Genomic DNA, 14724 nt, shown 5'->3' on the forward strand with positions numbered 1-14724 from the left:
ATGGCCGTACTCATCAAATGTGAAAGTAACTTTAGGCCCCGCGAGCTTTTTCGATTGCGCCCTGCAAAGTTGCTGCGTCCATAGCCCCGGGGATAAATGTGGTAGTCGCCGCATTCGGCTTTTTCATATTCATAATGATGAAACCGGGTGTGCCGGTGATCCCGAGCGCTTCGCCCAGCTGCATATTGCCGGAGATCACGTTTTCATACCGGTTTTTTTCCCTGTCAGAAAACGTGCTGTTAAACCCTGACTTTTCCACCACAGTATTAAAGTCAGTGAGTTCGAATTTGCGTTGAGAGGTCATGAAGGTATGAGCCACAGCCATCAGGTTGTTGTGGTACTTACGATAGGCTTCAGCACCGAAATTCTGATAGACGTGCAGACCCGTAGCGGCCCCCATGGCAGATACAGGTTTTGAACCGGCAAAAATCGGGAATTCTTTAAAGAAGAATTTTACATCTTTGCTCTGATTCATTACCGATTCAACAACAGGTGTAACCCGCATGCAGTAAATACACTGATAGTCGAAGAACTCGATTACCGCGACGTCGGCGTCATCAGGGCCGATGTTTGGCGTCTCCTTGGTATCCAGCAGAGCTGGCGCATATGGAATTATTCGTTCCACTGAGGCACTCACGTTCTGATTTTCCAGCGCCTTACCTGCTTCCACTAAATAATGGGGATTTTTTACCAGGTAAGTAGCGGCAATTTTGCCAATTTCTTCCTCACTGAGCACCTTCGGTTTAAAATAAGTTGCCGTGATTAACGCCGAGGCAGCGGTAGCAATAACCGCAGAAATTAAAATCGTGGCCATCGGTTTTAAATAAAATTCTTTAGACATAGCTACCTTTATGCTTTTCAGCCTGTTAGTTATTAACCTGCGATGGATTATACTGGCCCGGTAAATCGGAATTATTCGTGAAACAATGCTTTTTGGAGATTAAAGGATGATTAGGCAGGGCTTTATACTCACAACCGCAATGCTTTTGAGTGGATGCGGATATCATTTCGCAAACCAGGTAGATGCGTACGATCTAATGCCTCGTCCTGTTACAAATAAAAGGTTTCAGATAGTCCCTCCGGACGAAAGTATTCAGTCCAGAATGTTTTCAGGCCGTTTTGCTGATGGATTAGCAAAAAAAGGAGTCATTATTTCCACTCACCAGCCAGATTATGTGCTCAGGTTCCGAATCAGCAGCTCACAGGAGAACATGCAGTATAGCGAGCAGCTTCTTACTGGGGTGACAGGCTACGTTGTAGATAAAAAGACAACGAGAACTGACAAGCATGGCGAATTGCATACTGACTATGACTACAAGCCAGTCGATGGGGTAATAGGCACTGAGACGATGTCGCAGATGCACTATATGCGACAGCTGGATGTCGAGGTATACCCGTCAGCGAAAGGAGCAAAGCAGGTTCTGAAAGTGAGTATGCAAAGCAATGCACCTGTGCCGTCAGACAGCATTGCTTATTCAGCAATGATCGACGCCTTTACTGATAAATTTGATGCGCCGCTGCGTTCCGGAAATTATGTTGCAGTGATCCCCTGGAACTGAAAGCAGACGGCGGGAAGAGAATGTTCAAAAGTGACTTTTGGACACGCACATTAACGTGGCTATCGCCCTCCCCCATTAAAATCATAAAGTCGGTAAAGATCGCCCATCGTGATGGAATTGGGCTTATTAATGAACAGATACTGTAACTGTTCTTTATGTTGAGTACTGGCAGCTGCATTCATAAGCACTTCCAGGTAGAACTTGTAGCCTATGCTTCGCTCTGAATACATATACTGGAACTGCATCAGTAAAATGCCTGACATAACATACAACAGCAGCAGACTGAGTAATACAGTGCTATCAGGCTGTTCCAGTGCCATACTGACATACCCTGAACCCAGAATGCACAGAAGCCACCCCGTCATTAGAGCAGGCACCCTACGACTCAGACGTTTATAACAACGTTTTATTACGGGATCCCGGAGATACTTTTTGTCAGGTATCCCCGTTGCTCTGATGACGAAGCTACTGAGTATCGACATCTTTTTTCCTTCTGGACGCTCTCAGTCAATAAATCAGGCCAGGCGCTCATTGAAAGCTACCACGAGCTGCGAATCGGGATTTTTTACCAGTTCGGGCCGGATAACTTTTAGTTGCCTCGTTGGGGCGAGCTCATCTGTAGGCCTGATGGTGGTATTACCCGGCCCCTTGCGGGTACTGTCGGTGTTTACCTTGAGCTTTTTATTTCCCAGGTAGCTTTCCATCTTTTTAGAGATGGTGTCACCTGTGGTCGCAACACCAGAGAGTTCCTTTAGATGTTCACCTTTATCCATTTGTACCGATGACATCAGAAATCCGATTCCGGGATCGTTTTCCGTTCCACAGGCTCCGTACTGACATTGTGCAGCGAAAACGGGCTGTACACCTACAGCAACCAGCATTAACGTACTCAGTAAAGTAGATTTCATACACACCTCTTACAGTCGGAAAAGTTACTTTTGCGCAGCGCCCATTTGGGTCACCAGGTTTTCCGGGCTCAGCCACCCCGTAAATAACTGCGGTTTGCCGCTTAGTGTCACCATGGTAGGAGTACCTTGCAGCGGGATTGTTGAGGCCACCTGGAAATGCGATTTGATAATGTTTAAGCAAGCCTCATCAGGACGTCCTTCCGGGATAGTTGAAACCGGATTCATCGCTGCATCCAGAGCTTCGTTTGGCTTTGCTGAACACCAGATTTTGGCCATGTTCCCGGCTACTACCGAGTTCAGTCCTGCACGTGGGAATGCAAGAAACTTAATCGAAATACCGGCATCAAGATAAGACTTCAGATCATGATGCAGTTTTTGGCAGTATCCACAGGTTATATCGGTAAAGATAGCAAGCCGGTATTTTTCGTTTGGTGATTTGTAGTCGATGGATTTTGTTTTGGATGCGAATTCCCGGACGCCCATTAAAATGGCCTGCTCAGTGGTGTTTACCACATCTTTACCTTTCACGTGGAATAAGCTTCCGGTAAAAATGTAATCTCCGTCTTTGCTCACGTAACTTACCCCCTCCCTGGAAATCACCGTAAAAATATCTTTTACTGGCGAGGGTTCGACGTGCTCGATTGAAAGCCCAATGGCTTTGAGCTTATCCCGGGCTGCATCTGGCAGTACCATTGTATTAACCGGCTCGGCATTCATCGTGAAGGCGGTACTTAATGAAAGAAGTAATACCGATGCCTTAATAATTTTTTTCATTTCCGCTCCTTAAATCGAGCACTAATATTATCACGCCCCAAAATTCCAGAATTTTGCTTAAACGCTTAAATCAACGGGTAAAGCCGAAAGAAAGTCGATAGATATATGGGAGAATAGATAAAACGTAGATTCAGTGGAGAAATCGTTGTGTTTACACCACCAGCAGATGATGTGAAACCTATTCCCGTTCCTGATGAGATTTACACTCAGTGCATTACGGATGCCGCCCGCTACTTCGGAATTGATGCTGAACTGGTTTTTACGTTGTTTGACAATGAAGGCGGTAAGGTTGGTACTTTCAGCAGGAATACTAACGGCACTTATGATATTGGCCCAATGCAGATCAACTCATCCAATCTACCTGAAATAAAAAAGCATTTCCCGACGGTAACGTGGCGGGTTCTGGCTTACGATGCTTGCGCAAGTTTCTGGGTTGGAACATGGTGGCTCTATAGAAAAATTGTTGATCGCAAGGGCAATGTGTTTGAAGGGATTGCAGATTACAACAGCAAAACCCCAAAGGTACGTGCAAAGTACATATTTAACTTCATGGTAAAGTACAATCGCCGGATCCAGCAGCGTAACGGGATGGGTGAGCTTTATCAATGGACCCAGCAACCTCCTCGATACAATGGCCATATAGCTAAAAATGTCCCGGAGCAAAACCCGACTCCTGTTGTTAAATAAATACAACCCGATATTACAGAAGATCATCGAGTGGCTTGGGTAAACCACCACAAATATTTCACACTGACTCAGGAGTAATATATTGTCTTCTTCTGCAAGAAATTTATTTAAGATTCTCTCTTCTTTCTTGATCCAGAAAAACCCTCATCATGAAGAAGTATGTGTTCATGAAGAAACAACAGCTGGTTTATGGGCCCCTCTCCCTGATTCGCATGTCGTGCTTTTCTTAGATTTCGATGGGGTTTGCCACAGGTGTAAAAATGAAACCTTTGAGCGAATGCCACTGTTAGAGAAATTGCTGGATAACTGCCCTGCCATGGTGATTGTTATCTCCAGCTCATGGCGTGAGTGCGCTAATACAAGTTATCTGAAATCTCTGTTCCGGGTGCCTTATAGAGACAAAATCATAGGTGCAACCGGTTCGGTATATTTAAAACACGGACAGACTGGTGTGCGGGCTGCCGAGTGTGAGGACTTTGTCTTTTCACATCGAGTTAAAGCATTTATCTGCCTTGATGACGACGAATCATTATTTCCGGCCGGTTATCCGCATTTGCACAAAACCGATTATTACACGGGCCTCACCGAATCTGACCTTGCAGCTCTTAACGCAAGGTACCATCAGCTCATGGGACGCTGATGAACAAAGTAACTTTCCTTTTACCCTGTCACTGCTGATCTCGTACGCCCATCCACTTTAGGATTGATTGTTTTATACCATACGCAATAATGTCTCATATGAATTCGACAAGAAAGGGACATTATGCTGCATCACTGTCAGGCTAAGTCACTGGATGACATATACCTTGAGGATATTCCCCACATCATACATCCGGCCACGGCGGTACATGACCTCGAAGATACCGCCCTGCCAAACCGGATTATTCAGGAATGGAATTTACCGCAGGGATATACACAGTTTGTCAGCCGGTATCACCAGTTCCACCATCAACGCCCCTGGCTCGCTTACCGCGATACGCTTGACGACATCAGATACGGTAAGATCGTTCTGCTTAGAAAAGACATAACCGGCAATGCCGGGCCGGGGGTTATATCAAATGGCAACCTACGCAATGACCTGCCCCTGTCCCTCTTTACCCGTCTGCGCGATATCATCTCTCGTCAGTTGAAACGCCCGGGGTATTACGTTCGATCAACGACACCAGCACAGCACGCCCAATCAACAAAAACCATTAATTCCAAAGCGGCTGGTCGTCTTCTCGCAGCTGGCGGGCTTTATAATGGAAATGTGGAGGGATTTCGACATACGGCTGAACAACTTGGCGGCGAAGCTGTTGAAGGCTATGACCAGGTATTGAACGAAACAACTTCAGGTATGCTGGTTGCAGCGGCTTCACTTCTGGTTATCCGAAATCCAAGGTCTGCGGATGAATTGACAAGTTATCTCGGCAAGTACAAAAAAGCACACGTTTTGCTCGATGATATGAATGTTAGCGAATTGAACTACATGCGCCGAGACAGAGCTGAATATTTAGCTCTCCGTGGACAATTCAACAATACTGTACGCCCTAACTTCCTTAAATCACTTTCAGACCACCCAGATGCCCTGGCTACGTTTGAACCTAACGATTTGATGAAACTTGCAACAGGCAAGGTCCCCTCTGGGTGGCAGGTTCACCACAAGATCCCTCTTGATGATGGTGGCACAAACGCTATAGACAACCTGGTACTTATTCAGAATTCACCATACCATTCAGCACTGTCGAAAGCACAATCCATCATTACGAAGGATCTACCGTATAATTCAAGCACCAAAGTTCTATGGCCATCGCCGAACGGTGTTATCTACCCGGTAGGAAAGTAAGAGGCGCTCATGAAAGATTTAACTCAACTACTCAGCAGCTTAAAGAGGTTGATGGTTGCAGATCACTACCCTTTAGCCAGCCCGGTAGCCCCGGAAGTCTTGAAAGACTTAATCTGCAATCCGCCTCCAGTGGAGTGGGCAGATCACAAAAAGAGCGCCTATATAGATATACAGAAACTCATTAAAACCAGGCTTGATTATGCCCAAGTGTTTAATGCTATGGATGGTTTTGAGTACAACGGACTTACGTTTTATAACCTTGTTCAGGCAGAGAACGAAAATCTATTGTGGTCAAATATTTACATACGCAACTTTGAAGCACGAGACAATGAAATCTACGTTGACCCAAATCTCACTGATAAGGTGTTAATCGGAGAAGATGGCATGTCACTTTTCGCTTATAGTTTTGCAGACGACTGCTTTCAGATAAGAGACAAAGCATCTACTGATTATGTTATTGAATCTCATACAGAGTTTGATAGATTTTTGTCTTCACTGATTCAAACCGTCAGTTGAATGTTCCGCAAGAGCGGTACTTCTGAAAAAAAGGCCGCAAACACATACTTTGCGGCCTTAATTGTTTAGCAGTAATTTACAATCTATTGATAGTCATTTCAGGAGGTTATATTCAACCTCCCTTATTTTTTATTTTCATTAAGCCACTGATCCGCTTTATCGACACGTGACTGGTAAGGCTCATTTGTGTTGCTCAGCTCTGACTTCATGTACTGAATGAATTCATCTGCTTTCTGAGGCCCAAAGCGTGGGTCATCCGTCAATTGCTGCCGGATAGCCCTTTCAGAGTTCTGCGCTGCATTCGCATAAGTCGAAACGCCGTCGCTGCTAATACTCTGATACCGGTCACTTACAGCTGCGACGCCATCAGACATCTGCATGTGATTAAGGACTTTACCCTGGAGAGAATCAGGCATATTTGCAGGGTTAGAGGCATCATTTGCTATCGATGTCTGGGTTTGAAGGATGCCCGCTCCCGTAAGCATCTCATTTACCGGTTTCGCCCCAACGCTGGTTAGCGTATCCGAAACAAATTGCTGGCCCCCGAGTAGCGCACCAGAAATCGCGCCCCGCTCAGTGTTGGCCTCTATCTTTTCCCCAACCAAGCGATCTGTGACGGTCTGAGTGCGGTTACCAACGAGACCACCGCCCGACCCACCTTCTCCCAGGTTTGCCCGTACGACTGACTCAAGTGAACCATCAGCTCTGTTATGAGTGTTGAAACTGCTATGGATGCTCTTAACGTCATTCATACTCCAGTTAACGTTATAGTTACCCAGTTCATTAAGGATCTTCTGGGTATCCGCTTTGAGCTGCTCTCTTTCGGCACCGGTAGCCATGGTGCTGGCACCATAGGTAAAGACAGCTTGCTGTGCCAATTCAGCTCGCTTATCGTCCCGGCTTAAGTTCGGGTTGTTGGCAACACGACTAAAGTAGTTATCAGTGTTATTAGATAAGCCACGAACTTGCCCGCTCTGATACATACTGTTCAAAGCAGTGGCTCGTTGATCCATTCCATCACCAACCACCCGACCTCCAACCTTTTCCAGATCGTTAAATGTGCCTTCTGCATTTCTGACATCCTGACCCGAATTGACGACTTTCTCTACACCCTGATTATTCAGTACAGGTCCATTCTTTTCGAGAGAATTAAGCACATTCCTTTCTTCATCAGAATAAGTGCGGCCCACGTTGTTGTTATGTATTCCCTGAATATCGCCTTTGCCCGCGTTATCAAGGTTATACGGAGTAAAGCCAGCTTCACTTTTTCCAGGGACATGCTGTGTCGCGTCCTGAGCGTTGGAGGAAAGACCGAGTTTAGCCTGCGAATCTACACTTCCACCCAGTTCCCCTACGCGTGACGCACTCATCACGCCAGACGTATTTACGCTGTCAGGAGTTCTATCCTGTGCCTGAGTGATAGTATTAATTCCTGACCCGTCACCTGAAATTCTGTCGAGCTGATTGGTGATAGGTAGCAGCTGCTGTGCATTACCACCGAAGTCGGAAACCAGACTTTTAAGCAGGCTGGAGGTTTCACGGAGATCCTGTTTATTACTTTCGGCCGTCTCTCCCCGGGCGGTATCAATCGCAATTTTTTGCTCACTGAAATCTCGGGTTGCAGCCACAAGCGCGTCAGTACGTTGAAGCTGCGATCCAAGCTGATTACTGGCCTTGAAGGTATCGTTATAGGAGTTGAATTTCTCCATAAACGCATTCTCATCCAGCCCATTCTTACGAGCAAAATTCCTTACATCATCATCACTGAAGTTTTTGTTGCGAATAGAATCGGAGAACCTGTCCAGGTTAATGCTTTGTTTAGAATCAAGGCTCATTCCACTATTGGAGCTTGCGTTAGTCGAAACCGATGTAGAAATATTTTGCGCCATCGTCTGTGTCGCCTGGTTCATTTTCGACGATGCTTCTTTAAACGCATTAGTATTGGATATCTGATCGCTGCTTACCTGAGACGCCGCTTTACTGAACTGGTCAGTTAACGCAGAATCCTGGCTAAGCTGATTCGTGATTGCTTTTGAAAGGTCATTTGAAAGCGAGTCACTGCCTGTATTGGTCTTAGATGCACCGCTACTCAATTGCCCTGCTACAGCCGCTTTCAGCCCGGCTCCATTGCCAGTTCCAACACCTCCATTAAGCCCAGCGTTGAGAATAACATTTGAAGCAATGCTGGCCATCTGAGACGCACTCACCCCATGTTTCGTTGCAATACCTTCTGCTACAGAGGCACCAATCTTATCCGAGATCTGCTTCATTGTTTGCAGGTTGGTTGAGAACTGCTGGCTCGACTGTCCTGACCTTCCAATTTCGCTCATCTGACTGTAACCAGCCTGGAATGAATTACTTGCCGCACTCATAACTGATGAGGTTACAGCTGATCCTTGTCCCTGGCTGTTAGCGATACTTGAACCAGCATTCCACATTCCAAGACGGAAATTACTTGAATCAACTGCGCCGCCATCGCTGTATCCCTGACCGGTACTGGTTAAGGCGGTTCGTGTCACGTCACCAAATGAAGATTTACCGCTGTTAGGGCCATCCCATACTTTGGGCGTTACATGACCAGTATCCACCGGCGCATCGGGGGTCACTCCCTTAACCGCATTCATCATCGGGTGAATCGACTGTGTCATCAGGAATAATGTGAGTACCGGAATCAGAGCATAGAGGGCGGAAGCAACAGACAGGTATGAACTGTATGTTTCCGCAAGCCCTGGGAGTCCCATCCACGTGACGGCATTATTCTGGCTGTTGAGGGTGCTCCAGGTATCCAAGTCGGCCGTCGCGACTTTCTTCACATACGCGTTGACCATTACTGCCGTAAGCGGCCACATATTCACGAAGAGGATAAGTTGCAAATATTTCGCCGCAGCGGCAACACCATTACCACCTAACGCCAGCAGCATAAGCAAAGCAAATGGAGCAACCATATAAGCAAACATTTCAAGGAATGCGATTGCTGCTCCCGACAGTTGTAACCACAACTGGCCCTGTGAAGCCATTGTGTTGGTTCGCTTCAGAGAAGCCTCAAACAACTGCATATCGGAAGCCAGACCGAGTGGGGTCTTATATTTGCTTGCGCCATTTCTGAGCTCATTCATAATGAACAGGTTCAGGGTGGCGTCATACGAACCAATAGCCTTACCGTACATACCATTTGCTGACGCCATAACATCAGTAAAGCTTGCGCCGGTAGGTGCACCATTTGCTTCGTCTGGAGTAAGGATGCCGTTTGTCTGTCCTATAAGGGAAATAGTCTGGCGAGCTTCAGCTGTACTGGTAACCTGTTTCACAGTTGACCAGACCTCATCACACGTACCAGATTTTGAACCGTTAGCGCCAACAATACTGGCAGAGGCATTCTTCAGTGCGCCTTTCATCGCCTGATTAATCCGGTCCATGCTATCTGCCAGATTAGCTGAGAAAATATCGTTAAAAATAGTTTCTTTACCGGCAATATTTGCGCTTGAGTTTTGGGTAGCCTTCAGGCAGTTGTATGCAAGAGACTGAACGGTAGCACATACGTTCATTGGCCCTAGCCCGCTGGCCGGTTCAGGAAATGCGGAACAGTAGCCCTGGCTATCGCCGCCCCATTGCAAAAACTTCACGAATCGGATCATCGGACCGAGGGTGATGTCATCGTCCAGAGTTGTTGCAGACAGGTCCACCGGAGAAAGCGGATCAAACGCTGTTTTATAATCCTTCAGCAAACCCTGGCTTAAGTTAGTGGTGACGGTTGCCATCGCAGCAATAAAAATTGGAATTCCGTCGACGTTTCTGACCTCTCCCGACTTTACAGATTCAATAGTTACATCCACTCGAACCATTGCCATCATGAAAAGGATCAACCCCAAAAACCAGGAGAAAAACGGTAATTCATTTTTGGTCGGAGCCTGAAGCCATAGCCACGTTTTATAGAATAGGCTCACACCTGCTACAACGGCGGCCGTGGTCAGGAACTCTTTTACACCAGTATATTGAGAAAAGATCAGGGCAATACCGGTAAAAGCCGACCAGACAAAATCAATATCACCCAGGGTATATATGTTGTAATCCATGTCAGACCTCAGTTACGTGTGCCACGAATACTTTCAGTGAAAGCCTTCCGTTGCAGGCGACGGTTATCCCAGGTTGAAATGACGTCCGAGCTGGTACCGACCTGGCTGTGCGATAGCTCATAGGCGGCTTTAACCTGTTTTGAGAGATTGTCTGTTAATCGGTTGAGATCATCCCTTTTACCCGACAGCGACTCACTCGGTATGCTCATGGTTGAAATTTTGGCCTCAACCTGGCGCAACATGTTGATTACGAGGCTCGTCGCAGCAATAGTGCTGATGTCCTGAATGTATGCGTACCCTTCCGGTGCTTCGAATGTTTGCAAAGAGTCGATAATGGTCGGGATGCCGATATAGGAGATAATGCGTAATTCATCATCTGAAACACGAACGTCGTTGATGATTTTTTTCTGTACGTTTAAAAGAAGATCAGAAATGGTATCCTTCAATCCCTTAAAACCACCGTCATTAACTTCTGACATGACAAGGCACTGAGCCTTTCGTGGGGATGATGGATCTGGTGCCGGAGAACACTTGAGCATTTTAATTGATCCGCCAGCTGGTGGCCCCATGATGTAATCCGTGACAGTCATGGTAGACGGGCGGACTTCCATTCCCGCTTTTTCGCCTTTGCTATCCCAGTTGATAATGACAGTACCTACGAGAGACATAAGTTGTTCTGCCAGTTTATAACCGGATAACTCCGTTACCCCTCCGATGTTCATCGTTCCCTTATCAATATCCATGAACGACATATAGAAGAGGTTACCACTGAATTTTTCAGCGAACTCTTCGGGATCCTTTGCTTTAACCTGAGAAGTGACAGCTTCAGGTGACTTTGTCATCGATGAGCCAAAATCAGGAATAAGACCATTAATCGATCCCAGAATTGAGGCTGGTCCAGAGCTAACTGAGTTAGCGAACTGGCTTGGCGTACCCACGTTTTCAGAAAGGAAAGAGTAAGTTGCATTGCATGAATCTTTCGCAAATTTATTTAGCGCTTGCAGTTTGTTTTGGATGTCATTAATCGTTGCAGCACAGTCAGCACAAATAGCTGAAACAGCAACGTTAAAAGCATAGATAGCCGCACCCTGGGCAATACCACGGGCCACCTGCACAAGCTGGTCCCCGTTGATCATGCTGAAGGACCCAAGAAAAACGTCAATACCGTTACAACCGACAGAAGCTTTTGGAAACGACATGGAAACAAGGTTGGTATTAACGTTTGTTGTTCGGTAAGACATTGACCCGCCAACTATGCCTGTACGGGTTGCTGTGGAAAAGGTGGCCGGGCTGGTAGACGTCATCATGCCATTGAAAATGTTACGCATTGCGTTGTCTGCATTTGCAGTCGGGGCTAAAATTGCAGCACAAACAGAAAGAGACAAAAGTAACTTTTTGAAGTTGAAAACGGCATTACTGCGCATAAGTGCCTCCAAAACTGCCGCCAGCATTGAGATAATTGACCGGATCGGCCGTAGGCATGTCATAGCCTTCGAGTTTTTGGTCCATTATTTTTTGAAGTAGGAATGGGTCTGATTCCATTTCGGATTTATTAACGGTAATAACGCCATCATCGCCGATGGTATATTGCCTTTTAATATCTAGAGTTGACTGGAACGAAGCGTCATCGATCAGATTCATGCCCTTCGCGGCAAGTATAATAGTGTTCTTTAATTCATCAGCGGAGATCATGCCTTCACTAATGCGCTGAGCTGATGTCCCATCCTTTGAAACCAGGAAAATTGTAGGTACCTCTCGAATTTTAAATTGATCAATAATTTGTGCGTTGGGGATGTTAAAATCCTGAAAAAGGCCATTATGCAATGGCCTTCCATCCATACTGATTGGAAGAATATCTACCGAATAATAGTTCTGCATAAATTGAAGTATTTGGCTTTCTTCGTGGCAAAACTGGCAAGTACTCTGGAAAAAGAAAAATAAACCTGACTTAGTAAAGATATCTTTCATTACCGTTTGCTGATTTTTTTCAACAACAGTGCGGTGAGCATCCAGTGCCACCTTTTCCACTGGTTGCCTGCGTTTTTCAGACATCATCGGGTTTTTAAGAAAATAATCTTTTGATTTGTCAGAAAAACGCGTACTGATATCCAGCATTAACCTTTGCGCCGTGTAATAACGTGATAGATTTTCTGCGGTAGGGTTATCCATTGCCTGCGTTAACAGTCGAGGCATATTCTCTTTTAGCCATTTTGAATTTAAATCTACCATTTCCTCTTTTGAAGGCGAGCTAGCAGCACCGGTTGGTGGCAAAACCTCTTCTTCTTCAGCTTCGCTTTTTTTAGCAGGATCGTCATACCAGAAGAAACCCTTCTTATAAGCCTGGCCAGATACAAAGGGCGTATCTTTTATTAGGGGTTGCTCAGGGCTGGCGTGGGCACCAGTAATTACCAAAGACATAAGCAAAACCATCTTTGAAGGCGCTAATGCAATACGAGTCATAGACCGTTCTCCTTTTCTGATGCGGTTATGATGGCATACAAAAAAAAGGTTAGAGCTCGTATAGCATGGTCGTTTTTATGTTGAAAAGGACGGAAAAGGAGTGCTGACTAAGAAGATAGTCTCGGTGATGGAAAGATCATCCATCTTGCACGTTGTCAAAAATCCGGTGTAACAAAAACATGGTTTTATCGAATATCTAAAAGCAAATATTGCTTTGAAAACAGGTGTATTTAGAGCTGAAAAAAATCATCACAAGTAATGCTGTTTCTATATTTCAAAAAAGGAATAGCTAAGGATCAAAGAAGCGAACTTAGACAAGAATATAAAATATATTAATTGAAAGCGATTAAGAAGTCGTCATGCATAGAAGGTTTTGAGAACCTAAGTAGTTTTACGTTTTCAACAGAAAAAAAGGTGCACATTTTTGGAACGAAGAAAAACTGAATAAAGAAAAATCAAATTATATCTTTACTTGTCAAGAGTTGATATTTAAGTTGTAACTAATATTTGATTGTAAAGCAAACAACAGAATTTGACTTAAGTCAATATTTAGATTCAGACAAGGCAAGTTTCGCGATATCTTTTTTAAATTTAATCTAATTCTTCTTGAGAATACCTCTCTATGGCTGAAGCAGTTGAAGATAATCTGCAACGTGGACAATGAGCATCATTTGTCACTGGCACAATGTATGGGCGTTTACATTTTTCGCAGGCACCTAGTTCTTCAATTTCTTTCATAGAAGTAAGGATTTCTATTATTTTATTAACTTCCGGTGCGCATACAAAGTATCCCAGATTATGAAGGACACTCATTATTCGGTTGAAGTCAATTTGCCGAAAACTCGCTTCCGGATTTATTGGATCAAAACCAAAATAGTTAACTGCGACATCAATAACAGCAGAAAAGGCTCGGCGGTTATCTGTGCGTTTGCTCCAGCCCCGGATACCTTTTTTGAGTTTTGTTTTTGCACCAGGCTCAAAATCGATATTTTCAGCAACATGATTACCGTACAAAATTCGTATTGTATTTTTATTTGCCCCAAGCGACATAGTTCTTGCTGCTCGCAATAGAGCATTAGCTTTTGTTTGATCGACCTTTGCCATATCAATAATCCTTTAACATAACTTTATTTGTTAAAGTGTTGAACACATCCTGACGGTGACTGGTGAACATAGTGTCATAACGTAATAGTTCCATCAAATCATCACTAACTTTTCCTAACCGGATGTCAGCAGACAATTCATAAGCCCAGGCAAAAACTTTCGTTTTAAGTGAAACACTCTCTTCAATATGCCCTTGTGAGAAAGCAATTGTACGTGGGAAAAGAACGACATCGTTAATTGTTTTTAACGATGAATAACCAATGTCTTTAATAGCATCAGCTGTAGTTGGTTTTAAACCAAAGAAAATACTTACAAACTCTGGTGCGAGCATTGAGATAAAGAACACCTGCATAAAGTAGTCATTCTGTATATCAACACATTTAGAACGCAACTCATGAATCTTCTTGGGATTATAGATATCCACTGTACCATTCAGAAAAGTCACTTTTTCACCGGCATCGTAAATACCATAGTCAATATCATTTGTATCATATTCACGAATTACATTGGAATCACCGTCCAAGACCGCAGAAAAAAACCTCTCCCATGTAATTTCCTTTCCGAGTGTACGCGGAACCAAAAAACTACCTGGACGTGTTTCCACTTCAAAAGCTAAATCAGCGGCTGTACTAAATCCTTTCCCAAATAGGCGACGCTGGAGAAGAGGAGTCCCAGTTTGATATGCAGAAGATCCATGCACAGGCAATAACATTAAAAATGCACGGTAACTACGAATAAGCGAAATCTCAGTGCGGAAAAGTTTACCGAGTAAGCTACGAGTTAAATTATCAGATTCTGACATGTGCTGATTGTCCTTG

14 protein-coding genes are annotated in these 14724 nt (G+C 44.8%); 5 read left to right on the forward strand and 9 right to left on the reverse strand.

The window, feature by feature from the left end; all coding sequences use genetic code 11:
• Window positions 1–31: 31 nt before the first annotated feature.
• Window positions 32–841, reverse strand: coding sequence for a DsbA family protein (locus CU081_RS25395; protein ID WP_000031378.1), 810 nt, complete (start codon window positions 839–841; stop codon window positions 32–34).
• A 262-nt stretch (window positions 842–1103) separates the two neighbouring features.
• On the opposite strand from CU081_RS25395, the gene CU081_RS25400 reads away from it, so the two are divergent.
• On the forward strand, window positions 1104–1559 hold the full coding sequence (locus CU081_RS25400; protein ID WP_223230168.1) for a hypothetical protein: 456 nt from the start codon (window positions 1104–1106) through the stop codon (window positions 1557–1559).
• A gap of 59 nt (window positions 1560–1618) precedes the next feature.
• Here the strand turns inward: CU081_RS25400 and CU081_RS26700 are convergent, their stop codons facing one another.
• The 3 genes from CU081_RS26700 to CU081_RS25415 all read right to left on the reverse strand — a co-directional run bounded on the left by CU081_RS26700 (window position 1619) and on the right by CU081_RS25415 (window position 3241).
• Window positions 1619–1879, reverse strand: a complete 261-nt coding sequence (locus tag CU081_RS26700; protein WP_001439466.1) for a hypothetical protein — start codon at window positions 1877–1879, stop codon at window positions 1619–1621.
• 195 nt (window positions 1880–2074) lie between these two features.
• Entirely contained in the window at window positions 2075–2467 is a 393-nt protein-coding gene (locus tag CU081_RS25410; RefSeq protein ID WP_000843243.1) for a hypothetical protein, read from the reverse strand.
• A gap of 24 nt (window positions 2468–2491) precedes the next feature.
• Window positions 2492–3241, reverse strand: a complete 750-nt coding sequence (locus CU081_RS25415; RefSeq protein WP_000720274.1) for a thioredoxin fold domain-containing protein — start codon at window positions 3239–3241, stop codon at window positions 2492–2494.
• A gap of 147 nt (window positions 3242–3388) precedes the next feature.
• Between CU081_RS25415 and CU081_RS25420 the strand changes: the two genes are divergently transcribed.
• The 4 genes from CU081_RS25420 (at window position 3389) to CU081_RS25435 (ending at window position 6269) form a co-directional block, all read left to right on the forward strand.
• A complete protein-coding gene (locus CU081_RS25420) occupies window positions 3389–3928 on the forward strand; it encodes a lytic transglycosylase domain-containing protein (RefSeq protein WP_000494968.1) in 540 nt (179 codons plus the stop codon).
• A gap of 82 nt (window positions 3929–4010) precedes the next feature.
• Entirely contained in the window at window positions 4011–4568 is a 558-nt protein-coding gene (locus tag CU081_RS25425; RefSeq protein WP_001371950.1) for an HAD domain-containing protein, read from the forward strand.
• Between the two features lie 123 nt (window positions 4569–4691).
• Window positions 4692–5753, forward strand: coding sequence for an HNH endonuclease signature motif containing protein (locus tag CU081_RS25430; protein WP_000902297.1), 1062 nt, complete (start codon window positions 4692–4694; stop codon window positions 5751–5753).
• Between the two features lie 9 nt (window positions 5754–5762).
• Window positions 5763–6269: a YrhA family protein gene (locus CU081_RS25435; RefSeq protein WP_000654195.1), complete on the forward strand. Its 507-nt coding sequence runs from the start codon at window positions 5763–5765 to the stop codon at window positions 6267–6269.
• A gap of 122 nt (window positions 6270–6391) precedes the next feature.
• Here the strand turns inward: CU081_RS25435 and CU081_RS25440 are convergent, their stop codons facing one another.
• From CU081_RS25440 to CU081_RS25460, 5 genes are all read right to left on the reverse strand, one after another.
• Window positions 6392–10342, reverse strand: coding sequence for a conjugal transfer protein TraG N-terminal domain-containing protein (locus tag CU081_RS25440; RefSeq protein ID WP_000386160.1), 3951 nt, complete (start codon window positions 10340–10342; stop codon window positions 6392–6394).
• An 8-nt stretch (window positions 10343–10350) separates the two neighbouring features.
• The gene (trhH, locus tag CU081_RS25445) at window positions 10351–11766 is read right to left on the reverse strand and encodes an IncHI-type conjugal transfer protein TrhH (protein WP_001257292.1); all 1416 of its coding nucleotides are present in this window, start codon (window positions 11764–11766) and stop codon (window positions 10351–10353) included.
• Window positions 11756–12802 carry a thioredoxin family protein gene (locus CU081_RS25450; protein ID WP_000196727.1) on the reverse strand — a complete coding sequence of 349 codons (1047 nt, stop codon included), beginning with the start codon at window positions 12800–12802 and terminating at the stop codon, window positions 11756–11758. The genes trhH and CU081_RS25450 overlap by 11 nt, the downstream gene beginning before the upstream one ends.
• Window positions 12803–13393: 591 nt before the next feature.
• On the reverse strand, window positions 13394–13906 hold the full coding sequence (locus CU081_RS25455) for a hypothetical protein (RefSeq protein WP_001140952.1): 513 nt from the start codon (window positions 13904–13906) through the stop codon (window positions 13394–13396).
• A gap of 1 nt (window position 13907) precedes the next feature.
• The gene (locus tag CU081_RS25460; RefSeq protein WP_000004208.1) at window positions 13908–14708 is read right to left on the reverse strand and encodes a hypothetical protein; all 801 of its coding nucleotides are present in this window, start codon (window positions 14706–14708) and stop codon (window positions 13908–13910) included.
• Window positions 14709–14724: the final 16 nt, after the last annotated feature.

Origin of the sequence: Enterobacter sp. CRENT-193 (assembly GCF_002787395.1) — a bacterium.
GTDB classification, from domain to species: Bacteria; Pseudomonadota; Gammaproteobacteria; order Enterobacterales; family Enterobacteriaceae; genus Enterobacter; species Enterobacter hormaechei_C.

Coding starts and splice junctions, on each gene's coding strand:
- CU081_RS25435 (WP_000654195.1), top strand. CDS start 5,763: ATGAAAGATTTAACTCAACTACTCAGCAGCTTAAAGAGGTTGATGGTT.
- CU081_RS25460 (WP_000004208.1), bottom strand. CDS start 14,708: ATGTCAGAATCTGATAATTTAACTCGTAGCTTACTCGGTAAACTTTTC.
- CU081_RS25395 (WP_000031378.1), bottom strand. CDS start 841: ATGTCTAAAGAATTTTATTTAAAACCGATGGCCACGATTTTAATTTCT.
- CU081_RS25440 (WP_000386160.1), bottom strand. CDS start 10,342: ATGGATTACAACATATATACCCTGGGTGATATTGATTTTGTCTGGTCG.
- CU081_RS26700 (WP_001439466.1), bottom strand. CDS start 1,879: ATGGCACTGGAACAGCCTGATAGCACTGTATTACTCAGTCTGCTGCTG.
- CU081_RS25415 (WP_000720274.1), bottom strand. CDS start 3,241: ATGAAAAAAATTATTAAGGCATCGGTATTACTTCTTTCATTAAGTACC.
- CU081_RS25430 (WP_000902297.1), top strand. CDS start 4,692: ATGCTGCATCACTGTCAGGCTAAGTCACTGGATGACATATACCTTGAG.
- trhH (WP_001257292.1), bottom strand. CDS start 11,766: ATGCGCAGTAATGCCGTTTTCAACTTCAAAAAGTTACTTTTGTCTCTT.
- CU081_RS25410 (WP_000843243.1), bottom strand. CDS start 2,467: ATGAAATCTACTTTACTGAGTACGTTAATGCTGGTTGCTGTAGGTGTA.
- CU081_RS25400 (WP_223230168.1), top strand. CDS start 1,104: ATGTTTTCAGGCCGTTTTGCTGATGGATTAGCAAAAAAAGGAGTCATT.
- CU081_RS25450 (WP_000196727.1), bottom strand. CDS start 12,802: ATGACTCGTATTGCATTAGCGCCTTCAAAGATGGTTTTGCTTATGTCT.
- CU081_RS25455 (WP_001140952.1), bottom strand. CDS start 13,906: ATGGCAAAGGTCGATCAAACAAAAGCTAATGCTCTATTGCGAGCAGCA.